The organism is Thermomonas sp. (assembly GCF_020850895.1).
Lineage (GTDB): Bacteria > Pseudomonadota > Gammaproteobacteria > Xanthomonadales > Xanthomonadaceae > Thermomonas.
This window is the reverse complement of sequence record NZ_JADZDS010000051.1, coordinates 55,789-80,471: the sequence shown is the minus strand read 5'-3', so window position 1 is coordinate 80,471 and position 24,683 is coordinate 55,789. Positions and strand designations below refer to the sequence as shown.

The 24,683-nt window shown below is 65.6% G+C and carries 26 protein-coding genes; 10 read left to right on the top strand and 16 right to left on the bottom strand.

Annotated elements, in window-relative coordinates; genetic code table 11:
• Positions 1–170: 170 nt before the first annotated feature.
• Entirely contained in the window at positions 171–893 is a 723-nt protein-coding gene (gene lpxH, locus IT472_RS05225) for a UDP-2,3-diacylglucosamine diphosphatase (RefSeq protein ID WP_297179404.1), read from the bottom strand.
• A gap of 55 nt (positions 894–948) precedes the next feature.
• Here lpxH and gltX point away from each other — a divergent pair, with 55 nt between their 5' ends.
• The 7 genes from gltX (at position 949) to IT472_RS05190 (ending at position 7,149) form a co-directional block, all read left to right on the top strand.
• A complete protein-coding gene (gltX, locus tag IT472_RS05220) occupies positions 949–2,352 on the top strand; it encodes a glutamate--tRNA ligase (protein ID WP_297179401.1) in 1,404 nt (467 codons plus the stop codon).
• An 8-nt stretch (positions 2,353–2,360) separates the two neighbouring features.
• Positions 2,361–2,915, top strand: a complete 555-nt coding sequence (locus IT472_RS05215; protein WP_297179398.1) for a Fur family transcriptional regulator — start codon at positions 2,361–2,363, stop codon at positions 2,913–2,915.
• Positions 2,916–3,258: 343 nt separating this feature from the next.
• On the top strand, positions 3,259–4,653 hold the full coding sequence (locus IT472_RS05210; RefSeq protein WP_297179396.1) for a hypothetical protein: 1,395 nt from the start codon (positions 3,259–3,261) through the stop codon (positions 4,651–4,653).
• Positions 4,654–4,661: 8 nt separating this feature from the next.
• On the top strand, positions 4,662–5,561 hold the full coding sequence (locus IT472_RS05205) for a zinc ABC transporter substrate-binding protein (RefSeq protein ID WP_297179393.1): 900 nt from the start codon (positions 4,662–4,664) through the stop codon (positions 5,559–5,561).
• The gene (locus IT472_RS05200; protein ID WP_297179390.1) at positions 5,558–6,355 is read left to right on the top strand and encodes a metal ABC transporter permease; all 798 of its coding nucleotides are present in this window, start codon (positions 5,558–5,560) and stop codon (positions 6,353–6,355) included. The genes IT472_RS05205 and IT472_RS05200 overlap by 4 nt, the downstream gene beginning before the upstream one ends.
• A gap of 47 nt (positions 6,356–6,402) precedes the next feature.
• Positions 6,403–6,831 carry a MerC domain-containing protein gene (locus tag IT472_RS05195; protein WP_297179387.1) on the top strand — a complete coding sequence of 143 codons (429 nt, stop codon included), beginning with the start codon at positions 6,403–6,405 and terminating at the stop codon, positions 6,829–6,831.
• A gap of 144 nt (positions 6,832–6,975) precedes the next feature.
• Entirely contained in the window at positions 6,976–7,149 is a 174-nt protein-coding gene (locus tag IT472_RS05190) for a 30S ribosomal protein THX (RefSeq protein ID WP_297179384.1), read from the top strand.
• Positions 7,150–7,227: 78 nt separating this feature from the next.
• On the opposite strand, the gene hutI is transcribed toward IT472_RS05190, so the two are convergent.
• Entirely contained in the window at positions 7,228–8,445 is a 1,218-nt protein-coding gene (gene hutI, locus IT472_RS05185; RefSeq protein ID WP_297179381.1) for an imidazolonepropionase, read from the bottom strand.
• A gap of 110 nt (positions 8,446–8,555) precedes the next feature.
• Between hutI and hutG the strand changes: the two genes are divergently transcribed.
• Positions 8,556–9,509 (top strand): formimidoylglutamase, encoded by a 954-nt coding sequence (gene hutG / locus IT472_RS05180; RefSeq protein ID WP_297179378.1) that lies wholly within the window; start codon positions 8,556–8,558, stop codon positions 9,507–9,509.
• Between the two features lie 7 nt (positions 9,510–9,516).
• Here hutG and IT472_RS05175 read toward each other — a convergent pair whose 3' ends face one another.
• From IT472_RS05175 to IT472_RS05160, 4 genes are all read right to left on the bottom strand, one after another.
• The gene (locus IT472_RS05175) at positions 9,517–10,011 is read right to left on the bottom strand and encodes a methylated-DNA--[protein]-cysteine S-methyltransferase (RefSeq protein ID WP_297179375.1); all 495 of its coding nucleotides are present in this window, start codon (positions 10,009–10,011) and stop codon (positions 9,517–9,519) included.
• A complete protein-coding gene (locus IT472_RS05170) occupies positions 10,008–11,243 on the bottom strand; it encodes an ectonucleotide pyrophosphatase/phosphodiesterase (RefSeq protein WP_297179372.1) in 1,236 nt (411 codons plus the stop codon). The genes IT472_RS05175 and IT472_RS05170 overlap by 4 nt, the downstream gene beginning before the upstream one ends.
• Positions 11,244–11,312: 69 nt before the next feature.
• Positions 11,313–12,758 carry a nitrilase-related carbon-nitrogen hydrolase gene (locus IT472_RS05165; protein WP_297179370.1) on the bottom strand — a complete coding sequence of 482 codons (1,446 nt, stop codon included), beginning with the start codon at positions 12,756–12,758 and terminating at the stop codon, positions 11,313–11,315.
• Complete coding sequence (locus tag IT472_RS05160; RefSeq protein WP_297179367.1) at positions 12,742–13,323, bottom strand: TetR/AcrR family transcriptional regulator; 582 nt, start codon at positions 13,321–13,323, stop codon at positions 12,742–12,744. Before IT472_RS05160 ends, IT472_RS05165 begins: the two co-directional genes overlap by 17 nt.
• A gap of 142 nt (positions 13,324–13,465) precedes the next feature.
• Here IT472_RS05160 and hutU point away from each other — a divergent pair, with 142 nt between their 5' ends.
• Positions 13,466–15,139, top strand: coding sequence for a urocanate hydratase (hutU, locus tag IT472_RS05155; protein ID WP_297179364.1), 1,674 nt, complete (start codon positions 13,466–13,468; stop codon positions 15,137–15,139).
• An 18-nt stretch (positions 15,140–15,157) separates the two neighbouring features.
• Here the strand turns inward: hutU and IT472_RS05150 are convergent, their stop codons facing one another.
• The 3 genes from IT472_RS05150 to IT472_RS05140 form a co-directional block, all read right to left on the bottom strand.
• Positions 15,158–15,541 (bottom strand): DUF488 family protein, encoded by a 384-nt coding sequence (locus IT472_RS05150; protein ID WP_297179361.1) that lies wholly within the window; start codon positions 15,539–15,541, stop codon positions 15,158–15,160.
• A 94-nt stretch (positions 15,542–15,635) separates the two neighbouring features.
• Positions 15,636–15,998, bottom strand: a complete 363-nt coding sequence (locus IT472_RS05145; protein ID WP_297179358.1) for a hypothetical protein — start codon at positions 15,996–15,998, stop codon at positions 15,636–15,638.
• Between the two features lie 82 nt (positions 15,999–16,080).
• On the bottom strand, positions 16,081–16,599 hold the full coding sequence (locus tag IT472_RS05140) for a hypothetical protein (protein ID WP_297179356.1): 519 nt from the start codon (positions 16,597–16,599) through the stop codon (positions 16,081–16,083).
• A gap of 194 nt (positions 16,600–16,793) precedes the next feature.
• On the opposite strand from IT472_RS05140, the gene IT472_RS05135 reads away from it, so the two are divergent.
• Positions 16,794–17,987 (top strand): hypothetical protein, encoded by a 1,194-nt coding sequence (locus IT472_RS05135; RefSeq protein ID WP_297179353.1) that lies wholly within the window; start codon positions 16,794–16,796, stop codon positions 17,985–17,987.
• A gap of 4 nt (positions 17,988–17,991) precedes the next feature.
• Here the strand turns inward: IT472_RS05135 and IT472_RS05130 are convergent, their stop codons facing one another.
• From IT472_RS05130 to IT472_RS05100, 7 genes are all read right to left on the bottom strand, one after another.
• Complete coding sequence (locus IT472_RS05130) at positions 17,992–19,935, bottom strand: DUF2207 domain-containing protein (RefSeq protein ID WP_297179350.1); 1,944 nt, start codon at positions 19,933–19,935, stop codon at positions 17,992–17,994.
• On the bottom strand, positions 19,932–20,483 hold the full coding sequence (locus tag IT472_RS05125) for a LemA family protein (RefSeq protein ID WP_297179346.1): 552 nt from the start codon (positions 20,481–20,483) through the stop codon (positions 19,932–19,934). Before IT472_RS05125 ends, IT472_RS05130 begins: the two co-directional genes overlap by 4 nt.
• 162 nt (positions 20,484–20,645) lie before the next feature.
• Complete coding sequence (locus IT472_RS05120) at positions 20,646–21,293, bottom strand: hypothetical protein (protein ID WP_297179342.1); 648 nt, start codon at positions 21,291–21,293, stop codon at positions 20,646–20,648.
• Positions 21,294–21,316: 23 nt separating this feature from the next.
• Entirely contained in the window at positions 21,317–21,817 is a 501-nt protein-coding gene (locus IT472_RS05115) for a sigma-70 family RNA polymerase sigma factor (RefSeq protein ID WP_297179412.1), read from the bottom strand.
• Positions 21,818–21,929: 112 nt separating this feature from the next.
• Entirely contained in the window at positions 21,930–22,151 is a 222-nt protein-coding gene (locus tag IT472_RS05110) for an RNA-binding S4 domain-containing protein (RefSeq protein ID WP_297179339.1), read from the bottom strand.
• A 31-nt stretch (positions 22,152–22,182) separates the two neighbouring features.
• Positions 22,183–22,896: a general secretion pathway protein GspB gene (locus tag IT472_RS05105; protein WP_297179337.1), complete on the bottom strand. Its 714-nt coding sequence runs from the start codon at positions 22,894–22,896 to the stop codon at positions 22,183–22,185.
• A gap of 14 nt (positions 22,897–22,910) precedes the next feature.
• Positions 22,911–24,539 carry an AAA family ATPase gene (locus IT472_RS05100; protein WP_297179335.1) on the bottom strand — a complete coding sequence of 543 codons (1,629 nt, stop codon included), beginning with the start codon at positions 24,537–24,539 and terminating at the stop codon, positions 22,911–22,913.
• Positions 24,540–24,683: the final 144 nt, after the last annotated feature.

Genomic DNA, 24,683 nt, shown 5'->3' with positions numbered 1-24,683 from the left:
GGCGATGTAGTCAGCCTCAACCCACCCTATCGCCAAGCACAGCCGCGACAGTCTGTCCCCTTCCGCGAATGTCCCCCGGCAACGGCCTGCGGCCGCTGCCTCCGCCTTGATTTCGCTCCAGGGGACAGGCCGCCACGACTGTGCTTGGCGACAGGGTGGATTGACGCTGACTACAACGCAGCCAGCACCGCCCCATCGGCATCCACCCGCAACACCGATCCCTGTTCGTACCAATCGCCCAGCACGATGCGGGTTGCACCGTTGCCTTCGTCATGGATGGCAGGGCGATGGGTGTGGCCGTGGATCATGCGGGTCACACCAAAGCGTTGGAACCAATCCTGCACCGTGGCCGGTGCCGCATCGGTGATCGTTTCGGATTGGCCGCTGGCCTGCAGTTCGCCGTAACGTGCCTTGCTGGCGGCGCGTGCTTGCTCGGCAAACGCCAGCCGCACGGCCAATGGCTGTGCGAGGAACTGCGATTGCCAGAGAGGGTCGCGGGTCTGCGTGCGGAACTGCTGGTAGGCGGTGTCATCGGTGCATAGCAGATCGCCGTGCAAAATCAGGGTCGGGACGCCGTACAGGTCGATGACTGTCGGGTCTTCCAGCAGCCGCATGCCGCAGCGCTGCGCATAAGTCTCGCCGAGCAGGAAATCACGATTGCCGTGGATGAAGTACGCCGGCACGCCCGAGCGCGTCAGCGCGTGCAATTTATCCGCCACCACCGCGCCTGCCTCGGAGGGATCGTCATCCCCGACCCAAGCCTCGAACAGGTCACCGAGGATGTACAGTGCATCGGCGCTGCGCGCTTCGCCATCGAGGAAACCGCCGAACAGGGCGGTGATCTCCGGTCGGACCGGGTCGAGGTGCAGGTCGGCAACGAACAGCGTGGTCATCCTGTCAGTGTAAGGCGACGGGTTAAAATGCGCGTTCCCCGCGTCGATGCCCGCCATGACCACCCGCACCCGTTTCGCCCCGTCTCCCACCGGCTACCTGCACATCGGCGGCGCGCGCACCGCGCTGTATTGCTGGCTGGAGGCGCGCCACAAGGGTGGGCAATTCATTTTGCGGATCGAGGACACCGACCGCGAGCGCAGCACCCAGGCCGCCATCGATGCGATCCTGGAGGCGATGGACTGGCTGGGGCTGGACTACGACGAAGGCCCGATCTACCAGACCCATCGACTGGATCGTTACAGGGAGGTCGCCGAGCAACTGGTCGCCTCCGGCCATGCCTATTACGCCTACGAAACCAAGGAAGAATTGGAGGCGATGCGTGCCGCGGCCGAGGCGGCGAAGGAAAAGCCGCGCTACAACGGCGCCTACCGCGAGGCCAATGCCGGCTGGCGCGAGGACCCCAACCGTGTCATCCGCTTCAAGAATCCGCTGGATGGCACGGTGGCTTGGGACGACAAGGTCAAGGGTCGCATCGAGATCGCCAACAGCGAATTGGATGATCTGGTGATCTTCCGCAGCGACGGCTATGCCACCTACAACTTCGCGGTGGTGGTGGACGATATCGACATGGGCATCACCGATGTGGTGCGCGGCGATGATCACGTCAACAACACCCCGCGCCAGATCAATATCTACACCGCGCTGGGCGCGCCGGTGCCGCATTTCGCGCATTTGCCGATGATCCTCGACGAACACGGCGCCAAGCTGTCCAAGCGCACCGGTGCGGCCGATGTGATGCAGTACCGCGAGGCTGGCTACCTGCCGCATGCGCTGCTGAACTATCTGGTGCGGCTGGGCTGGTCGCATGGCGACCAGGAGATTTTCTCGATCGCGGAAATGCAATCACTGTTCGACCTGGCCGACGTCAACGCCAAGGCGTCGCGGCTGGACCCAGCCAAGCTCGGCTGGCTGAACCAGCAGTACCTGAAAACGGACGATCCCGAGGCGGTCGGCAAGCACCTGGCTTGGCATCTGGCGCAGGCCGGTTATGACCTGTCGAATGGCCCGACGCCGGCCGAGCTCGTGATCGCCCTGCGCGAGCGCGCGCAGACGCTGAAGGAGATCGCCGAGAAGTCGGCGGTGTGGTTCGCGCCGTTGACCGAATATGATTCGTCGGCAGTGGCCAAGCACTTCAAGGCCGAGGCGCAGGCGCCGCTGGCCGCGATGCGCGAGCATCTCGCGATGCTGGAACCGTGGGCGCCGGAGCCGATTCATCAGGTGGTGAAAACGGTGTCGGAAGCTCTGGCCATCGGCATGGGCAAGATCGCCCAGCCGCTGCGCGTGGCCATCACCGGCACCCAGGTCAGTCCCGATATCGGCTGGACGGTCTATCTGTGCGGGCGCGAGGAAGCGCTGCGGCGCATCGATGCCGCCATCGGGATGCTGCCGGCGGCATAATCCCCGCCATGGGCAAGAAGCACACCTGCACCGACCCGCGTCACCACGTCCATGATGCCAAGGCGTTCGTGCGTGCGGTCGAACACGCCTGTCGCGAACGCGGGCTGCGGCTGACGCCGACGCGTGCGCTTGTCCTTGACTTGATCGCCCGCGCAGGTGCGCCGATCAAAGCGTACGACCTGCTTGACCGCATGCGCGGCAAGGACGATGAGGGCAATGCCGCACCGCCGACGGTGTATCGCGCGCTGGATTTCCTGCTGGCCAATGGCTTCATCCACAAACTCGAGTCGATCAATGCCTTCGTCGCCTGCCACCACCCGAGCAGCGACCAGCATTCGGTTCCGTTCCTGATCTGCAATCGCTGCCATACCGCGATCGAGCTGGAGTACGCCAGCATCGTCCGCAAGCTCGATGACGCTGCCAGGGCGCTGGGCTTTGCGCCGCAGGCGCAAACGCTGGAGGTGCATGGGTTGTGCGCGCGTTGTGTTGCCAAGGCGCGTAAAGGCAATGCTGACAAGTCCCTCCTGGACGTGTCAGCACACGCGGATCAATCAAATATGTGATCGATCCGCGGCCGATCATCCATGGTCGGCAGGCAACGCCGACTCAATCAGCGTTGCCTTAAGCAAGCCATGAATCGATCAGCGGCCGATCTGCAAGATCAAGCGCCGCTGTGTCGGCCCGGGCCGGGCCATCGCGGTCCAGCAGGCGAGGCTGGCCGAACCCGTGCGGTGTCGATGCGGCATTGCAGGAACGCGTCGCCACGGATCGTGGTCGATCGATGTCACGTCTGCCCAGCGTGGCGTGACATGAACAATCCGTAGTCAAAACATGACCAACGGCCTATGGCGATCCGGACGTGCTGGATCTGTAATGATATAACATTACAAATGAGATCCAGTCCTGATGCGTCGTGCGTCCCTGGCTTTTTGCATCCTGACCTGCCTGGCATCGCCTGCATTCGCAGGAACCAAGGGTGACCACCAGCGCATCGTGCAACTGGAGGCGGAAGTCCGCGCACTCCAGGCGCAAGTGCAGGCTTTGCAGGCACGAATGGTGGCGCCGAATGCGCCCGTCGTGCCGGCGGCTTCGACGGCAACGTCCACCGAGGTGACGGACGCGGAAGCCGACGCCTTGTCAGCCGATGCTGCCCAGAGTGCAGATGTCACCGCGACGGGGGCCAGTGCGGGTCAAGCTGCGGTGGCCGCAGGCGCAGCACCCGCGGGAGGCAGCGGCGCCAATGCCTTCAACCCGGCAATCAGCATCATCCTCAACGGCAGCTATTCCCACCATTCAATCAATCCTGTCGGCTTCCTACGCACGGGCTTCCCGTTGGTGGGCGAGGGTAGGTCGAGTGCCAACGGATTCTCGCTGGGTGAAAGCGAGGTGTCGTTCGCGGCGAACATCGATGACAAGTTCTACGGCCAGCTGACTGCCACGATCGAGAACGAAGACGGCAAGGATCAGCTCGGCATCGAAGAGGCCTATATCGAAAGCACGGCCTTGCCGAACGGTTTCAGCCTGCGCCTCGGGCGTTTCTACTCGAACATCGGTTACCTCAACAGCCACCACGCTCATACCGACAACTTCTTTGATCGCCCGCTGCCGTATCAGGCCTTCCTCGGCAACCAATATGGCGATGACGGCGTGCAGCTGCGCTGGGTCGCGCCAACGGCCTTGTTCTTCGAAATCGGTGGTGAGGCGTTCCGCGGACAGCACTATCCGAGTGGCGGATCGCAGCTCGGTGGGCTGGGTACACGCACCTTGTTTGCCCATCTCGGTGGCGATGCCGGTACCGACAACGAATGGCTGACGGGCGTTTCTGCGCTGAAGACGCGCACGCTGGGCGGCGAAGATGGATTCAGTGGCGATGCCACCTTGTACGTGTTCGACGGTACCTGGAAATGGGCACCAAACGGCAATTTCAAGGATGCCGGCGTCACCCTGCGCGTCGAGTACCTGGTCGACCGCCGCGATGGCAGCTACGTCGACCCGCTGACGCCAATGGCCCCGGTGGCTTGGGATGGCCGTCGTTCCGGTGGCTACCTCGAGGGCGCCTACCGGTTCAACCGAACGTGGGACATCGGCTACCGCTACGACAAATTGTGGGGCGATGCCGGCCTGCCGTTCGCCAGCTTCGATCCTGATCGCCACAGTGCCGAACTGACCTGGCGCAACAGCGAATTCAGCCTGTTCCGCCTGCAACTGAGCCACGAACGCCCGACCGCGGGCCAGGCCGATACGGCCATCACCCTGCAATACCAGACCAGTCTTGGCGCCCACGGTGCGCACGAATTCTGAGGATGCCCATGAACCGTCTTGCAATCCCCTTGCTGTTTGTCGCGGCGTTCGCAGCGGTACCTGCGCAGGCCAAGCTGCGCGTGTTTGCCTGCGAGCCGGAATGGGGCTCGCTGTTGCATGAACTGGCGGGCGACAAGATCGATGTCGATGTCGCCACCACCGCCTTGCAGGACGTGCATGTGGTGGAAGCCAAGCCGAGCTTGATTGCCAAGGTGCGCACGGCCGACCTGGCGGTGTGCACTGGCGCGGGCTTGGAAATCGGCTGGCTGCCGCAGTTGATCCGTCAGTCCGGCAACACCCGGATCGCCAGCGGCCCGGGTTCGTTCCAAGCCGCGATGATGGTGCGCCGGTTGGGGGTGCCAACCGCGGTGGACCGTGCCAACGGCGATGTCCATCCCGATGGCAATCCGCATGTGCAGATGGATCCGCGTCGCATCCTGGTGATCGCCAAGGCGCTGGATGCACGCTTGGTCCAGCTTGATCCTGCCAATGCCGCAACCTATCAATCGCGGCTTGCCGATTTCACCACGCGCTGGGTGGCGGCGATGCAGCGCTGGAAGACCGAGGCCGCCCCCCTGCGCGGGCGCAAGGTTGTCGTCCACCACGTCAGTTGGGTCTATCTGTGGGATTGGCTCGGCATCAACGAGATCGGTGCGCTGGAACCCAGGCCTGCCGTCCCGCCGACCGCCGCGCACATGGCCAGCCTGATCGACATCACCAAGAGCAGCCACACGCTGGCGATCGTGCGTGCGGCCTACCAGGATCCGAAACCGGCCGACTGGCTGTCCTCGCGTACCGGCGTGCCGGCGGTGAGCTTGCCGTTCACGGTCGGCGGGGATGCGCAATCGAAGGATCTGTTTGGCCTGTTCGATTCCACCATCGGCAAACTCCTGGCGCAAAGCAAATGACCCTGAACCTGGACGGCCTCGATCTCGGCATCCTCGGCCCCGCCTGCGTGGCGGGCCTGCTGGTGTTGTCCACCCATGTGCCGCTTGGCAAGCAGGTGCTGTCGCGCGGGATCATCTTCATCGACCTGGCCATCGCCCAGATTGCCGGTTTGGGGGTGATCCTCGCGCAAGCCATTGGTGTGGATGAGCACGGCTACGGCGCACAGTTGGCCGCCGCCGCGGCAGCATTGCTTGGCGCGGGCTTGCTGGCCTGGACCGACAAGCGTTGGCCGAAGCAGCAGGAGCCCTTGATCGGCACCCTGTTCGTGCTCGCGGCGACCGGCGGCTTGTTATTGCTCGCCAACCATCCGCAAGGCGGCGAGCATCTCAAGGACCTGCTGGTCGGGCAGATCCTATGGGTGAATTACGCGCAGTTGCTCCCGGTGTTGCTGTTGTCGGCGCTTATCCTCGGCCTGATGTGGTGGCGGCGTGGCAGGTTCAACGGGCTGTGGTTTTACGGCCTGTTTGCGCTGGCGATCACCGCATCGGTGCAGCTGGTGGGCGTGTACCTGGTGTTCGCCAGCCTGATCGTGCCGGCACTGGCCACCGACAGCCTGCGTGGCCGCACCGGATTGGTCGCGGCGTATGCCATCGGCGTCCTTGGTTACGTCGGTGGCTTGGTGCTGTCGGCCTTGTTCGATCTGCCCAGCGGCGCCTTGATCGTGTGGACGCTGGCTGGGTTCGCCTTGCTCGCCCAAGGGCTGCCGGCGCTGCGCCGCGGCCGGGTGGCGCTGCCCGTGGCCGAGGCCGCGTGATCGGGAGTGGTCTCGAACGCAGACGGATCGACTGTTACACTATAACGATGAAGCCGGCATCCTGCCCTGCGGACAAGCGGTCGAACGGATGGCTCGACCGCATCGGCGCGACCGGCTCGCTGGTCTGCGCGATCCACTGTGCCGTGCTGCCGATCCTGATCGCGCTGCTGCCCTCGCTGGGCGTGGCCTTGTGGCTGGGGGATGGCTTCGAGTGGAGCTTCGTGCTGTTTGCCAGCCTGTTCGGGCTCAGCGTGCTGGCCTGGAGCTATCGGCGCCATCGTGCCCTGCGCGCACTCAGCCTGATGCTGCCGGGGCTGGCCGCGTTGTGGTTGGGCGTGCTGTACGCGCCGCTGCACCAATCGCTGTTGCCGCATGCGCTGGTGATGACCTTGGGCGGCACCTTGGTCGGGCTGTCCCACCTGATCAACCTGCGCTTGAACCATGGTCACGTCCACACTGCGGCCTGCGCGCATTGATGCGTGCGTGAGCGGGAGTCACCCATCTCCAAGCCAGCGACTGCAGGCCCTGAACCGTCCAAACGCCTGATTGGTGCTAGAATGGCCGACCTCGCGCACGGCGCGAACCACCTTATTGACAGAATCGATTCAGGAGCACGACAGATGGGCAAGGGCGACCGCAAGACGGCCAAGGGCAAGCGTTTCAACGCCAGCTATGGCAATGCCAGGCCGCAGGCCGCTGCCAAGAAGGCCGCCGGCACTGCTGCGGCACCGGCAGTCAAGAAGACGGCCACCAAGACGGCGGTGAAGAAGGCGGTCAAGAAGACCGCGGCCTGAGTCAACGGTTAAGCGTGTAATGAAAGCCCCGCCCTGTGCGGGGCTTTCGCGTTTCCGGGGGGTCTCTGGGCCTCGATCTCAGGCCACGCGGACGCCACCGGCATAGGCGGCCTGCAGGAAGTGCCCGCCCAACCAGTAGCACAGCTCGGCGGGATGACCGAGATTCCAGACCGCCAGATCGGCGTTCAGGCCACTGCGAAGGATGCCGCGATCTGCCAGCCCCAGCGCCTTCGCCGCGTGGACGGTGGTACCACGGAGGGCTTCCTCCGGGGTCAGCTTGAAGTGGGTGCAGGCCAATTGCATCGCTTGCCGCACGGACAGCAGCGGCGAGGTGCCGGGATTGCAGTCGGTCGCCACCGCCATCGGCACGCCGTGTTCGCGCAGCAGGGCGAGCGGCGGGAGTTTGGTTTCGCGCAAGACATGGAAGGCGCCCGGCAACAGCACCGCCACCGTGCCGTGGCGGGCCATCGCCAGTACGCTGTCATCGCTGCTGTATTCGATATGGTCGGCGGACAGGCCATCGAACTCCGCCGCAAGCGCCGCGCCGCCCAAGTCGCTTAGCTGATCGGCGTGCAGTTTCACCGGCAAGTCGAGTGCGCGTGCCGCCATGAACATCCGCCGCGTCTGCGTGGGCGTGAAACCAATTCCCTCGCAGAACGCATCCACGGCATCCACCAAGCCTTCCGCGTGCAGGATGGGCAGCCAGTCGATCGCGGCATCGACATAGGCATCCGCCGCGTCGCGATAGTCCGGCGGCAGCGCATGCAGGCCGAGGAAGCTGGTGCGCACGCCGATCCCGAGCGCGGTGCCGATGCGACGGGCAACGCGCAGCATCTTGCGTTCCGACTCCAGGTCGAGGCCGTAGCCGGATTTGATTTCAAGGGTCGTGGCGCCGTCGGCCAACAAGGCTTGCGCACGCGGCAGCGATTGCTCGAACAGCGCATCTTCATCGGTCGCCCGTACCGCCGCCACGCTGGAAAGGATGCCACCGCCGGCCTTGGCGATCTGCGCGTAGCTGGCCCCATTCAAGCGCAGGTCGAACTCACGGGCCCGGTCCCCTGCGAACACCAGGTGCGTGTGGCAATCGACCAGCCCGGGCGTGACCAGCGCGCCGCCGAGGTCCTCTTCGGATGTAGCGGCTGCACCCTCGGGAAGTTGCGCCATCGAGCCGACCCAGGCAATCCGCCCATCCGCGCAGGCCAGCGCGCCGTTTTCGATCAAGCCGAAGGGTGCATCACCATCGAGGGTGGCCAGCGTGGCGTGGGTCAGCAGCAGATCCCAATGTGGGGTCGACATCGTGGTGTGCTCATGGCGGTGCGACGTGCGGGAATTATTGCAAACGCAGACCCCGCGCAGGTTCCATAATGCCGGCTTGGCATCGGCAAGCCCGCGTGGCAGGTGATCGCATGAGTGCAGGACTGGACGGCTGGAGCGGGCGCATCGACCTGCCCGAGGACGCCTCGACCCGGCGCTGGCACCAATGGGTGCGCGCAGCTGATGCGGGTGCAGCACCCGGCGTGGCCCTGCTGGGCTTTGCCTGCGATGAGGGCGTGCGCCGCAATCACGGCAGGTTGGGCGCAAAGGAAGGCCCGGCGGCCCTGCGCAAGATGCTGTCGAACCTGCCGACGCTGGACGACACGCCGCTGTATGACGCCGGCACCGTGCATTGCGACGACGGCGATCTGGAAGCGGCGCAGCAGCGCTATGCGGACACGCTGGCGGCACTGCTCGATGGCGGTCATTTCGCCGTCGGGATGGGTGGCGGGCACGAAATCGCCTTTGCCAGTTGGCTGGGCCTGGCCAAGCACTTGGGCGCGCGCAAGCCGCGCGTGGCGATCATCAACATCGATGCCCATTTCGATCTGCGCCAACAGGCCGAAGGCAGCAGTGGCACGCCCTTCCTGCAGGCGATCGAGCACGCACGATCACTGGGCATCCCGTTGCAATACCACGTGTTCGGAATCAGCGCGGCGGCCAATACGCGCGTGCTGTTCGATACCGCCGACCGGCTCGGCGTGCATTACGTCATGGACGACGCACTCGGCATCCTCAACCTGCAGCACCACATCGCCGATCTGCAGGCGCGATTGGCAGATGTGGACGTGATCTACCAGACCATCGACATCGACGGCCTGCCGCACGCGATGGCGCCCGGCGTCAGTGCACCGGCCGCGCGTGGCGTGCCGATGGAGATCGTCGAGCCATTGCTGGATGCGGTGGCGGCCACCGGCAAGCTGCGGCTGTTGGATGTGGCTGAGCTCTCGCCTCCGCTGGATCGCGACAACGTGACCGCGCGCGTGGCCGCAAGATTGATCCATCGGGTCAGCCATGCGGTGATGCGGGCCCGCGCCGGAGAGTGACTGTCGATCAGAACAGGGTGTCCTGTTCCGGCAATGCGCCTTCCAGCCGCAGCAGGAAATCCTTGGTCTGCAGGCCGCCGCCGAAGCCGACCATCGAGCCATCCGCACCGATCACGCGATGGCAGGGCAGCACGATGGGCAGTGGATTGCGCCCATTGGCGGCGCCCACCGCGCGGGTGCCGTTGGGGTTGCCAAGGCGTGTTGCCAGCTGCGAATAGCTGAGCGTGCTGCCGTAGGGAATGTGCGCCAGAGCGAACCAGACGCGACGCTGGAAGTCGGTGCCTTGCGGTGCCAGCGGCAGGTCGAATGCCTGTCGCCGACCAGCGAAGTATTCGCCAAGTTGTTGCTCGGTGGCCCGCAGGATGTCGTTGTCGCCGCCGTGCCAGCTGGCGTGGTTGGCCGGATGGCGGTTGTCGCGGAATTCGATGTGGCGCAGGCCGTGGTCATCCGCCGCCAGCAGCAACGGCCCGACCGGGCTGTCGATGCGGCGGCACAGGATCACGGCGCAGTCTTGAGCGCCGGCAACAGCGGCGTGATTTCGCCGTCGTTGGGTAGTGGCTGCAATCCGAGCAGGCGCATCAGCAGCGGATACACGTCGACGTTGTCGAATGCCGGAAGTGCCACGTGCTTGCCGAATGCCGGCCCGGAAGCGATGAAGGTGGCATGCATGGTCGGTTCTTCGATCACATAGCCGTGCGCACCACCACCACGGAAGGGGCGTCCGTTGTCCCGATTCAATACCAGCCAGCCGAGATCGGCTTGGCACTGGATGGATGGGATGCGCGGATGGCTGCCGTAATGCCAGCGCGGGGGCAGTTCCTGCTTGCGCCAGCAAGTGGAATGCGGATGGCGACCCAGCAGCGCGGCCTCGACCGCGGCCTCCCGCCCAGGCTTCGGCGTGATGCCTGCCAAGGCGCCGGAGGTGGTGATGCGGATCGCGTCCAGCCCGAGGCCGTGCGCTTGCAGGTAGTCGGCGATGTATTCACGCCCGGTGATATTGGCCATGCCGTGGTCGGACACCACGACGAGATTGACCTTGTCGCGCAGGCCGAGTTGGTCGAGCCCCGCCAGTAGCCGGGCCAAGGCGCTGTCCACCTCGCGGCGTGCGGCGCGGCTTTCGGCGGAATCCGGCCCGGATGTGTGGCCGGCTTCGTCGACCTGTTCGAAATACAGGGTGATGAATTGCGGGCGTGTGCGTTCGGGGCGATCCAGCCAGTCGAGCACCTGATCGACGCGCGCGTTCGCACTCACGCTGTCGTCGTAAATGCGCCAGTCGCGCGGATGCTGGCCCTGGATGGCCGCTTCCGAGCCGGGCCAGAACATCGTCGCTGCGCGTCCACCGTGGCGTTGCAGGGTGATCCAGACCGGCTCACCGCCGGTCCACCAGCGCGGATCCTGCACCGCCTCGCGCGATTGCAGGTTGAACGAGCCCAACTTGGGGTCGTACATGGTGTTGTTGATCATGCCGTGGTGGTCCGGTCGCAGGCCGGTCACCAGGGTGTAATGGTTGGGGAAGGTCTTGCTGGGATACGAGGGCGTCATCCAGGCGGCACGGACGCCGGCATCTGCCAACGCGTTGAGCGTGGGCATCTGGCTGGCATCCACATCGGAGGGCCGCAGGGCGTCGATCGAGATCAGCAGCAGGGGCGGATGGATGTTTGCTGGCGGGCGCGTGGTGCAGCCGGTCACAAGCAGCAGGAGCGCCAGCAGGCAGGTGCAGAGGATGCGAGTCATGCGTGGATGATAACGAGGCGCGAGGACGATCACGTGGCAGGCCGATCGGAAAGCCCGCGCGTGTCGAGGTCATCGTGGTCGGAGTGCGCGATGGATGGGCAGCAGGAGCGCAAGCACGACAGCCAGGCCGAGGCAGAGCGGGCCGAGGGCATCGCCGAACCGGGCATACGGTGTCCGCGTGGCGCGCAGCGGGATGTCGGCGACCAAACTGACCGGCGTATGGATCCCTGCAGTCGAGGCCTGCGCGAGTACGCGGCCACGATCGTCGCTGAGGGTCAGCTGGCCGTCGCGTGCACTGCGCGCGATCGCGAAGCCGTTCTCCACCCCGCGCAGGATCGCCATCCGTACGTGCAGCCAGGCGTCTTCGCCGAAATCCCAAGCCGGGACCAGCAACAGGCGGGTGCCGAGCCGGCCGTGCGCGCGACCGGTGGCGGTGAAGTCCAGATCCTTGCAGATCGCCATGCCGATGCGCGGATCGCTGTCCAGCACCGTGTCTGCCTCACCGGGTGTGTAGCGGTCCTCGAATCCGGGAATCAGGTGGCGTTTGAAGTAGGCGGCAGGCGCGCTGCCGGCGGGTTCGAACACCAGCGCCGCGTTGTGCTTGCGCGTCGGCACGCTGTGATCCTCGACGCCGATCAGCAGGCGCACGCCGCGCCGTGTGGCCAAGTCCTGCATTGCGGTGATCGCGTGCGAACGCACCAGCAGCGCCGATTCCGGGGCAACGATGATTTTCGCGCCGCGTGTGGCAAGCGTTTCCATTTCCGCCACATAGGCGTCCAGCAGGCGCTTGCCTTCGGCTGCATCGAGATCGGCCTGTGCCTGCTCCGAACTGCCGATGCTGAGCAGGCCGACACGGACGCGGTCCTCCGTCGTTTCGGCATGCAGGCGCAGGCCGCCGTAGGCCAGCGACGCTGTGACGAGCATGACGCCGACCGTTGCGGCAGCCCTGCGCCTGCGCGTGTCCGCGAACGGAGCGCTGGCGGCGGCGAGTGCCGAGGGCAGCAGCCAGACGATGAAGTCGATGCCCCACAGGCCGGCCAGTGCGGCGATCTGGATCACCGGCAAGGCATCCATCTGCGAATAGGCGAGATTGCCGAAGGTGCCGTGCGGCGAGCCGACTGCAGACAGCCAGGCCAACCCGGTCATGCCCAGGGGCAGCGCGAAGGTCGCCGCGAGTGGACGGCCGGCGCGCACGAGTGCGCGCCAGAGCAGGATCGGCGGGAGCATCAGCAGGGCGGGGATGAACACCGCCGCCAGACACACCGGCAGCGGCAAGCGGATGACCTCATGCAGGTAGTGCCAGGTGCTGGCATTCCCGATGGCTAACGCGATGAAGCTCGCCAGTGCGGTCTGGCGCGCACGCGCACGGGCGGCGTAGACCAGTAGGGGAATCGGTGCCAGCCAGGCCAGCCACCACACCGGATGCAGGCTGCTGGCGAACCACCAGCAGATCGCGGTGATCGCAATGGCGGAGGCGGCCGCCAGCAACGAAGGGGATTCAGGATTTGAGGCCATCGAGCAGTTGTCCCAGCGAGTGTTCGTAGAAGGTGCGGAAGCGGTGTTCGTCGTAACTGAAGCGCCCTGCGCGATACAGCGCGATCAGGCCGTGCGCATGAGCCCACAGCGTCATCGCGATGTCCCAAGGGTCGCCTGCGCGCAACAGGCCTTTCCCTTGTGCGTCCACCACCACGTCGTGGACCACGTTGGCGGTGGGCGAGCGCCGCGCATGGAAGTCTTCAGGGAAGCGGCGTGCGTCGTCGCGCCGCACCGAGAACGCATGGTCGAACAGGTGCGGATGTGCCAGTGCGTAGTCGAGGTAGATGCGCTGGGTCGCCAACAGGCGTGCGATCGGATCGCTGCCGTGGCGGTGGGCATCCCAGTGCCGGGCGATCTCGTTGAAGCTGTCGTCGCTGATCTGCTTGAGCAGGGCCTCGCGATTGGGGAAGTGGCGGTAGATCGCCATCGGCGTGATCCCGACCGCATCGGCGACCCGGCGCATGCTCACGCCGCCTGCCCCTTCGCGTTCGAACAAGGCGCGGGCGGCATGCAGGATTCGGGAGGGTGTCGTGGTGCGGGTCATGTATACAGTGTATACATATTCGAACATTTTGCGCAATTCGTGGCCCACAAACCGTGATTGCCAGCGCTGGACGCGTTTCGCCGCTGGTCGATACCACCGATGCGGCGCAGAATTTCCAGACCCCGCCGACGCCGGAATCGCCATGACTGCCAGCCACCGCCACGACCCCAGCCGCAGCATCCGCGCGCCGCGCGGCAACCAACTCAGTTGCAAGTCGTGGCTGACCGAAGCGCCGTTCCGCATGCTGCAGAACAACCTCGATGCGGAGGTGGCGGAAGATCCGACCTCGCTGGTGGTGTACGGCGGCATCGGCCGCGCCGCGCGGGACTGGGATTGCTATGACAAGATCCTGGAAACGCTGAAAACCCTCGGTGACAACCAGACCCTACTGGTGCAATCCGGCAAGCCGGTGGGCGTGTTCCCGACCCATGCCGATGCACCGCGGGTGCTGATCGCCAATTCCAACCTGGTGCCGCACTGGGCCACCTGGGAGCACTTCAACGCGCTCGATCAGAAGGGCCTGATGATGTACGGCCAGATGACCGCCGGCAGCTGGATCTACATCGGCAGCCAGGGCATCGTGCAGGGCACCTACGAAACCTTCGTCGAGATGGGCCGCCAGCATTACGGCGGTTCGCTGAAAGGCAAGTGGATCCTGACCGCAGGCCTTGGCGGCATGGGCGGCGCGCAGCCGCTGGCGGCTTCGCTGGCGGGTGCGTGCTCGCTCAATATCGAATGCCGGCAGAGCAGCATCGATTTCCGTTTGAAGACGCGTTATGTCGATGAGCAGGCCACCGATATCGACGATGCGCTGGCGCGGATAGAGAAATACACCAAGGCGGGCGAGGCCAAGTCGATTGCCCTGCTCGGCAATGCCGCGGAAGTCCTGCCGGAATTGGTCAAGCGCGGGGTCAAGCCGGACTGCGTCACCGACCAGACGTCAGCGCACGACCCGGTGCATGGTTATCTGCCGATCGGCTGGAGTGTCGAACAGTGGTTAGCCGAACAAAAGGCCAATCCGCAAGCCGTGCGCGATGCGGCCAAGGCGTCGATGTGCGTGCACGTGGAAGCGATGCTGGCCTTCCACGCGCAGGGGATTCCGACCGTCGATTACGGCAACAACATCCGCCAGATGGCCTTCGATGTCGGCTGCGAGAACGCGTTTGCCTTCCCCGGCTTCGTGCCGGCCTATGTGCGACCGCTGTTCTGCCGCGGTATCGGCCCGTTCCGCTGGGTGGCGCTGTCGGGTGACCCGGAAGACATCTACAAGACCGATGCCAAGGTCAAGGAACTGATCCCGGACGATGCGCATCTGCACAACTGGTTGGACATGGCGAAGGAACGCATCAGCTTCCAGGGCCTGCCGGCGCGGATCTGCTGGGTCGGTCTGGGCCTGCGCCACAAGCTGGGCCTGGCCTTCAACGAAATGGTGCGCAACGGCGAACTGAAAGCGCCGATTGTCATTGGCCGTGACCATCTGGATTCCGGCAGCGTGGCATCACCCAATCGCGAAACCGAAGCCATGCGCGATGGCTCGGATGCGGTCTCCGATTGGCCGCTGCTGAACGCGATGCTGAACGTCGCCGGTGGCGCGACCTGGGTGTCGCTGCACCACGGCGGCGGCGTCGGCATGGGCTATTCGCAGCACAGCGGGGTGGTGATCGTTTGTGACGGCAGCGAAGCCGCCGACAAGCGCATTGCACGGGTGCTGTGGAACGATCCAGGCACCGGGGTGATGCGCCATGCCGATGCCGGCTATGAGATTGCACAGCAGTGCGCGAAAGCGCAGGGGCTGACGCTGCCGATGCTGGGCTGAGGACTGGCATCCCTGCCGTCAGTCGGGGGCATCGGGATCGAGCAGGACCTCGCGCAGCGCCACCGCCGCGTTGTGCACCTCATCGCGGGAGCCGTACACGAGCGTGACCGTTTGGGCGCGGGCGAGTGAACGCAGGCGCTCCAGTTCAGCGGCATGTGTGTGCAGTTCCGCACGGTAGCGGCGGATGAACTCGGCCCAGCGTGCCGGGTCGTGGTCGAACCATTTACGCAGTTCCGTGCTGGGCGCGAGCGCCTTCAGCCAGTCGTCCAGAGCGGCCTCCTGCTTGCTGACGCCGCGTGGCCACAGGCGCTCAACCAGGATGCGCAGGCCATCGCTTGCCGCTGCAGGGACGTAGGCGCGTTTGAGTTTCAGATGGGTGTGAAGGCTGGACGGCTTCGACATGGAATGGCCCTGGTCAGCGCGTGCTCGAATCGCGACACGGTAGCACTGCGGCTGCCTGCGAGACGTGACGATCAGGTCCTGCCAACTTCCAGATTCAAGCCTTGATCCTGCGCCACGCGTTGAGTGCAAAACACAGGAAGCCGAGCATGGCCACGGTGGCGCCGGCCGGCAGCAGGACCGGCAGGTCGTGCCCAGTCAGCATCATCCCCAATCCGAGCATGAATGCCGGCAGGCCGAGGTTGTGGAGCCAGAAGTGCGCCTGCTCCAGCCGGGTGGTGCTGGCGTCTGGATACAGGCGATAGATGACGCCAGCCATCGCCAGCGACAGCCAACCTGCCAGCAGGACATGCACATGCACCGTTGCTAGGGTGAAATTCTGGGAGATGCCCATGTAGAGGCCGAGACAGACGCCGACGGACAAGTACAGGACTGCGATCCTGATGAAGCGTTCGGCCATGGTTTTCCCCTTGCCTTGTGCTGCAATGGCGGAGCGGGTGGTTGAAGTGCAGGGGGGGTGTCGGCTCGGATGCCATCGCAGTTCAGGCCCGCCAGAGCATCCCGCCGTACACCAGCAGCGAGCATGTCACGTACACGATGTTGACCAGCTTCCGGGTCTCGGTGTTGTCGCGGCAATGGGTCAGGTCGATCAGGAATTGCCGCAGCAGGAAGGTGTACAGGACGTAATACAGGACCGGCGTGATGTTCATGTACCACGGGTAGCTGTGGATGTCCTTGCCGAACTTGTCGAGGATCCAGCCGATTTGCGAATAGATGCCGAGGAGACCGAGCGTGGCATTGATCAGCATCCAGCGCACTTCCTCGCGGCCGAAGATCGCACGGTAGAACACCAGGTAGACGGTGATCGCGATGCCACCGTGCAGGTAGAGGAAGGGCAGCGGTGGCCTATTGGTCGAGTACGCCATCAGGAATCCGGACAGCCCGAACATCAGCATGTGGATGCCGAAAAACGGGTAGATGAACCACATGCCCTTGTCGCCGAGTTTCGACAAGGGGACGCCATTCACCATCACGCGCGATCGATCGGTGTCATTCGCCAAGCGATTCCCCCGCTGTTGCCCCGCCTTGATCTTACTGCCGGGGCGGTTCGCCGGAACAGCAGGCATGCCCCTGCGGGGCGGAGTCCTTCGAACGACGTGGTCTCCGCCGCATTGCGTGGCGAACGCTCTGGTGCAGGTGTCCATTCCGTCCGGGCGTACTAAACTTGCCACGCTCCCCTGATATGAAGCGTTCGATGTCGCCACGCTGGTTGCCGCTGCTGTTGTGCCTGCTGCTGTTGGCCTGTAACCGCCAGCCGGTTCCTGCCGGCCAGACCAGCGCCAGCGCAGACCAGCCAGTGACGGCGGCGCCGGTGGTGCAGCGCAAGCCGCAGGCGACGATCGACTGGTCGCCGGTGCGGCTGGAGGCGGGGGATGCCGCCATCGACTGCGGTGCCAATTATCGCGAAGGGGACGGAAAGTCGGTGCTGTCGCTGGCTTATATCGACCTGCGCACGACCATGCAGGATTGCCGCGCCAGTGGCCTGATGCGGCTGCGCTACAAGGGCAAGATCACGGCCAGTTTCGCAGCACTGGCCGAGCGCGCCGGCAAGGTCGCAAGCGATCTTGGCATCGGCAAGCGCATCCTCGACATTGATTCCACCGGTGGCAGCGTGGAGGCGGCAATGCGCGCCGGTGACGCGATCGGCGAGAACGACTGGACGATCTGGGTGCGCGGGGATTCGGTGTGCCACAGTGCCTGCGTGCTGATCCTCGCGGCGGGCGACATGCGTGTGATCGTGGGGCCGGTCGGCATCCACCGGATGATCCGGATTCGATCCAATGCCACGTCCCGCAAGGAGTTGGGCGAGGAGTTGCGCGTACTCAGCGAGGAGCTGCGCAACTACCTCGAACGCAATGGCGCTTCGGCTGAGGTCTACGACTTGATGACCACGGTGCCCAACCGCACCGTGCATGTCCTGACCGACGCGGAACTGGACAAATTTGGTTTGGCCGGTGCCAATGCGGTCGAGGATGACCTTGACCGGATCCGACTGGCGCGCCGCTGCGGAACGGAATTCCTGCAACGGCGCGATGCCTTCCGGCGCGCCTACGAGGTGCAGTGCGTGCAGCCCGCAGACGAGGCCCGACAGGACGTGGCCGACATCAATGCCTGTGGCTTGGCACTGCGTGCGAAGTTCGGTTTTCCGGATCCGCGCTGTCCGGTCGAAAGTCCAATGGCCGAACTGGACGGGGCGATACTCGCGATTCCATCCGAGGCGCCCATCCCGGACGTGCCTGCGACCGGCGAGGGCGTCGACGAAACGGAACAGGCGGAAGAAACTGCCCCAGATCCCGGGGATCATGGGTCAGGTGCCGAGACGACAGGCGCATCTCGCAATGGATCAGGAGCCGGCGAGCCTGCCCGGGAATCCACTGTGCGGCCCTGAGGCGTCAACGCCCGCCGCCGCCGCCACCCCCGCCGCCGCCGCCCGAGGAGCCGCCGCCACCGCCGCCGGAACTGCCGCCCGGAGGGGAGGAGGCCGAGGCGATCGATGCGCCGAAACTGCCGCTGAGGCTGCCGCTGAGTTGGGCCATGCTGCTCATGCTGGCGCCGTGGTACCAGGACAGGTTGGATGCAGTCCGCTGGGCTTCCATGACGCCCACGGCATCGGTGAACTTCCGGGTCCAGGCGTCTTCCACGTCCAGCGCGATCGCGTAGGGCAACAGTGCTTCATAGCACTTGGCATCGAGGGTGGGCGGCGCGTCCGGGCCCGGCAGGCTTGCCAGTTCCGCACGCTCGGCAACCGACAGGTAGAGCTTGAAGCCGGCGATTTCGTCGAGCAGCTTGCGGCCTTCGGCGGTTGGTGCAGGCATCAGGGTGAGGAAGGTGACGAGGGTCACCATCAGCAGCATGCCCAGCCCGATCAGGATCGGGATTCCCAGGCCGTCCGAGAGAAAGAATGCGCCCGCCATGGTGGCAAAGCCGACGAGGGAGGCCCAGCCGACCGGGGCGTGGTTGCGCTTGAACATGCGGCCGCTGCAGGCACGTTCCAGCACCTTGTACTGTTCGAGCCGCGCGGCCATGAATTGCGGGCGATTGGCTGTCGTGACCGGCAGGATGTCCTCGTTCCCGAACAGCTTCGACAACAATGCGGCCTGCGAGCCGGGCAGGGATTCGTCGGATTCCATTTCGGTGCGTTCCAGCGTCCATATGTAGGAGCCCACGATCCCGGCCTTTTTTTCACCCTGGATCCGCAGCAGCCCCTTGACCGCCATGTCCACGATGTCGGCGGTGAAACAGCGACCGTCGTTGTTCATCTTGCGAATGAAGCGCAGCGCCGCAGGCGAATGTCCGGCAGGCGGTTCGTAGCGGGCGATGATGACGCCTGCGGGCGGATCGCGGCCCACCCGTATCCAGCGCAGCAACAGGTAGACGAAGATCAGCAGCCAGCTTCCCAAGCCCAGCAGGACGCCTCGGTTGTCCTTGAAGAACCAGACGGCTTTTTCCTGCGCCGAGGCCGGGGTGATGATGCCCTTGGGAAAGGACAGGACGATGGTCAAGCCTTCGCGTGGGGACAGCGGGCGGGCCAGGGTCCAGCGCGCCTGGCCCGGTGCCGGAAGACGGGCCGTGTAATCCTGCCCGTTCGCCCCTTGCGGTCCGGTGTAGCCTTCAGCGCGCATGTCGGCGGGGGCCACCGGCTGCGGCAGATGCACGGTGACATTGGCTTGCTCAATGGGGAAATCCCAGCCGGTGCCGATGGCGTTCCAGTACAGCTCGTCGTGGTCGGCGAAGAAGCCGACCTGGCGATTGGTGCGGTAGCGCAGGGTGTAGGTGAAGTTGGCCGGAACCGGCAGGAAGTCGTCGTTGCCGAAGTTCACCCGCACGCCGTTGGAGAGGCGCTCGGTGAACCACGGCTCGGGCCTGCCGTCGCGCTGCAGCCCGAGCACGTCGAAGCCGACCACCACGCCGTTGCCGTAGCGGTCCCTGTAGCGGGTCGGAAAGTCGCGGTAGATGCCGCGCCGGATCTGGATGCCCTCGGCGCGGACGCGGATGGTCTCGGTGACGTCGAGGGTGTTGTCGGCATTGACCTGGACCTCGATACCGTAGGCGAGAATGCGTTCGCCGCCGACGTCGGCGTTTTCACCGGTCCCCGTCCCGTCGGTGGAAACACTGCTGGCGCTGTAGCGGCTGACTGCACGCCTCTTCTTGTAGCGCTGGTGGATTTCCGCTTCGCTGCCGCCCTGGGCGATGGCCGCGTAGACCTGACGGGCAATTTCATCGGCGCCTGGGGCGGCGTTTGCCGTGGCATCCCGCGTCGACGCGCCTCGTGCGAGGGCGGGTGGAGCCAGCCCTGCGGCCAGGCACAGCAGCAGGGTCGCCAACAGGCGCTTCATGGTCCCAGCTCCACCTTCGGCGCGGCCTGGCTGCCAGCGTCGGCCTGGAAGAATTCGGACCCCCGGAACCCGAAGACGCGGGCGATGAGCAGGTCTGGGAAGCGCTGGATGGTGTCGTTGTAGTCACGCACCGCGCCGTTGTAGAAACGTCGCGCGTATTGCAGGTGGTCTTCCACCGTCACCAGTCCCGACGACAGCTGCTGGAAGTTGCCACTGGCCTTGAGCTCGGGGTAGGCCTCCTGCAGTGCGATCAGGCGCGTCAATGCCTGTTCGAGCTGCGTCTCCACCTCTCCCTGTCGCTGCATGCCCTGCGCCGCCTTGGCCTGCGTCCGCAACTCGGTGACGGCTTCCAGGGTGGCGCGTTCGTGTTTGGCATAACCGCGCACGGCCTCCACCAGCTGCGGCACCAGGTCATGCCTGCGTTGCAACTGCACATCGATATCGGCCCAGGCGGTGCGGTATTGGTTGCGCAGCCGGATCAGGCGATTGAAGGCGAGCATCAGCCAGATCGCGAGCGTGATTGCAACGATGCCGACAACGATCCCCATCGCGTTTCCTTGGTCCCCTCGAAGGCCGCCAATATCAACCCCGATCCTGCATCGGGACGCAGTGCCGGGCAAGCACGATTCTGCGGGAAGGCGGATGCGCCTGCATCCGACATGCGTTGCCGGATGCAGGCGCTGATATCAGAGGGGCGAGGACACAGTCGTTCAGTCGTGTTCGACCTGGTCGATTCCGTCGAACAAGCGCAGGCTGCGACGGATGCCGTCGGTGCCGTCGTCGAGCCGGGCGTACAGGCTGTCCGGCGTGCGTGCGGCTTTGGCGGCCCAAAGCCAAGTGGCCAACGTACCGAGGATGCCGATGTCGAGGCTGATCCAGATCCACAGCGGCGTGGGGCCGGCGGCATGGGTGGGCGACAGGCCGGCGAATCCGATCACCACCAGCACCCACAACACCCACCACGGGGCACCGCACAGGTTGGAGTTCAGCGTCTGCACCCGCAGCAGCAGGCGCAGCCGTTTCTGGATGCGCAGGACCGGCGCACTGTAGTCCAGCCCGGCTGCCAGCCCGGTGACCAGACCACCGAACACGACATGCAGGACGCCGAAGGCGTGCAGGGCGATACCGGTGGCGAGCAGGCCGGGCGTGTGCAGATTGTGCGTCCAGCAACCGACACCGAGCAGCACGAGGCCCAGCCCGAGCAGCATCTGCAGGATCATGCCGACGTGCAGCCAGCGCAGATTGCGACGCGCTTGATGGGTCTTGCGCTCACGCAGCCATGCCAGTTGCAGCTGTTCCTGGCGTGCCAGGCGCGCGTCAAGGGATTGCCAGGCGGATTTGAAGTCGTCGAGTTCCATGGGGATGTCCATGAGGCGGAGGCTCAGAGTTCGTTGCGGAGGCGCTGTTTCAGGCGTCCGATGCGGGTGGAGACATTGGTTTCGGTGATGCCGAGGATGTCGGCGATCTCGCGTTGCGGTCGCTCGTCCAGGTAGAGCAGCAACAGGGCGCGATCCAGTGCGGGTTGGCGATGAATGAACTGCTGCAGCAAGTGCAGTTGTTGCGCGTGTTCGTGCGTATCTGCGTCCGCGGCGGCGATGTCGTGGAGGTCCTGGTCGAGCGGCACCGTCGCGTGCTGGCGGCGCACGGACTGCAGGCGCACGTGGCTGATCGCCACATTCAGCGCCACCCGGTACATCCAGGTGCTGAAGCGCCGCGCCGGGTCGTATTTCGGCCAGGCCAGCCACAGGTGGGTGGTGATTTCCTGGGCGAGATCGTCGCGGTCCTCGATTTGCCAGGCATAGCTGGCGGCCACCTTGAATACGATGCCGCGATGCTGATGCAGCAGCGCACTGAACGTGTCGCGGTCGTCGCGGGAGGTCATGTCAGGCAAGGTTTCGACGCTGGCGTCCATGAGGGTTCCGATGCGCAGGATGCGCCACTCGAAACCATGATTCGCGGCAACGGGCGGAATCTCACGACCCACCCGGAAAATTTCACCTGACGGTGTGCACCCGGATCTTGCAATCGCCCAGCTCTACCGTTTGTCCGGCACGGATCTTGGCGGTTTTGCGCAGTTCGACGTCACCATCGACACGTACGGCGCCGCTGGCCACGAGCTGTTTGCCGGCGCCGCCCGAGTCACACAGTCCGGCCAGCTTCAACAACTGGTTGAGTTCGATGAAATCACGTTCGAGTTCGAAGTCGCGGATGGCCATGGCGGCGTGTTCGATGGGAGGGCCGAAGGCCTCAAGGCAACGGCACTTTCGCGCGCAGGCCATTGCGTTCGATGATGACGCCGTCGCGACGGATGGCGATGACCGCCAGGCCGCCGCTGTGATCGCCTTCACCCATGCGCTGGCCATCGATGATGACGAAGCGTTTTGCCGGGTCGGTATCCCACATGTGCATGCTCAGCTTCACCGCGGGCAGGCCGGTGGCGGCGATGGGTGGCGCATCCTCCGAATCGTCGACCGCCGTGATTGCGGGAGCCGGACCAGGACGGGGCTGGGCGATGGGCACGGCCGGCAGCGGTGGCGGGGGCACCGGGTGTTCCGTCACTCGCACGCCGTCGTCGGGCGCAGAGGCTGCTGCGACTGTCGTTGCTGGTGGTGCTGGCGCCGTGGCCAATGTCGGTTCGGGCGGGGGCGCTGGTGCAACCATCGGTCTGGCAGCTGCCGCAGGCGCCATGATGGGTCCTGGCGAATGGGCTGGCGTCGCCGCCTCTGCCTCGGCGGCGGGAGGCTCATTGTGCGCTGTCCGGTCGCGCTTGTCGGCGCGCATGCCCAGCCAGCCGGCAAGGATCGCACCGACGACCACGACAGCAAGTGTCGGCCACACCCAGGCAGGGGTTGCACCGTCGCCGCGCACGGGCACCGGCGGCAACTCCATCGCAACATTGGGCGTGCCGTCGCGCTGGCGTTCGGCTTCGGACTTGCGCAGGGCTTCCAGGATCAGCGACATCGGGCGGCTCTTGATTAGTGAGTTTCCAGCACCCGCAGCAAGCGCGGTCCGGGCAGGTCATTGGCCAGCGCCATCAGGGTCAGCGAACCGGCAATGCCGTCGGTCGGCAGGCCGCGTGCACCCTGCAGGTCGCGCACGGCATTGCGCAAGCTGGCGTTGTAGGGCGTGCCGGCGGCGGGCGGCGGCGAGGCAAGCCGTTGCCAGAGCCAGTCGACCGCAGGGCCGCTGTTGCCCGGCATCGGTGTTTGCGAAAGCGCAGACGGGCCACGCCACAGGCCGGCGTAGCGGCCATCCCAATGCGCCTGCAATGTGGTGCGGTCGACATCGACCGTGTGCGTGCCGATGCACAGCCGCGCCGCGCGCGCATCCGCGCCCAGCAGCAGCGCCCAAGCGTCTGCTGCACCCGCATGCAGCGGCAGCAGGACCGGGCGGTCAAGCGCCAACAAGGTGTCGAGGCGCGTGCTGCCTTGCACGCAGTGCAATTCGGGCTGGCTGGACGCAGGCGCGCAGCCGCCATCCGCGGCAAGGGTGATCGCATCACCCGGCAGGTTCCATTGCTGCAGCAGCAGTTGCCAGCCCGCCATCGGCGTTGCGCCGGCGCCATCGATCAGGCGGGCGAAAGCCGAAGGGGTGGGTCGTTCGGCCGATGCGCGGGAAGCGAGCCCGGAGGCGGGCGTCTGCGCGGTCGGGACGAAAGCAGGCGCGGGCTTGGGCGACGGCGCCCGATCGTCCGGGGCCCAAGGGTGCAGTGCCCACGCGCTTGCAACCAATACTGCCACGGCCATCCCGCTGGCAAGGGCCATCCAGGGAGGCAGGCGGGCTGTGCTGGCACCGGGCAGAACCTCGCGTGCCGCCGCATCCACCAAACGGGCATCGATGCTGACCGCATCGCGTGCATAGCCTGCCAGCAGGGCGCGTTCTGCAATCACGTTGATCAGTCTCGGCACGCCGCCGGAACGCGCGTGCAGGCGGCGCACGGCCTTGGCGTTGAACGGGAAGCGCGAGCCGCCGGCCACCCGCCAGCGGTGGCGCAGGTAGGCCGCGGTTTCGCGTTCGTCCAGCGGGCTCAAGTGAAAGCGCGCAGTGATGCGCTGGGCGAGCTGGCGCAGATCGGGACGCGCCAGCAGGTCGCGCAGTTCCGGCTGGCCGAGCAGCAGGATCTGCAGCAGTTTCTGGTTGTGGGTTTCCAGGTTGGTGAGCAGGCGCACCTGTTCCAGCGTGTCGGCCGGCAGGCTCTGCGCTTCGTCGATCAGCACCACCACCCGCAGGCCCTGCGCGTAGGCGTCAAGCAGGTAGCTGTTGAGCGCGTCGATCAGCGCCTTGGCACTGCCGCGTTTGCCTTCGATGTCGATGCGCAGCTCCTCGCACACCGTCTCCAGCAGCTCGATCGGGTTCTGACGTGGGTTCAGCACCAGCGCGATGCGGGCATTCTCGGGGAGCTGTTCCAGCAGCAAGCGGCTGAGCGTGGTCTTGCCGGTGCCGACTTCGCCGGTCAGCTGGACGAAGCCGCCGCCACCGCCCTTGTCGATGCCGAACAACAGATGCGCCAAGGCATCCCGGTGGCGTTCGCTCAGGAAGACGAAGCGTGGGTCCGGCGTAATCGAGAAGGGCGGCTCGCGCAGCCCGTAATAGGCGAGGTACATCCGCCTAGCCTGCCATGACCGGCGCGTCGGCGCGACTGGTGGGGAGCCGGAGCCCGAGCTTGCCTGGTGTTTGCATCGACCCCTGCGGCCCTGTCAGCCCATGCGCCGTGGAATGCGGCGGGGCGATGGTCGGTGGCCGCAATT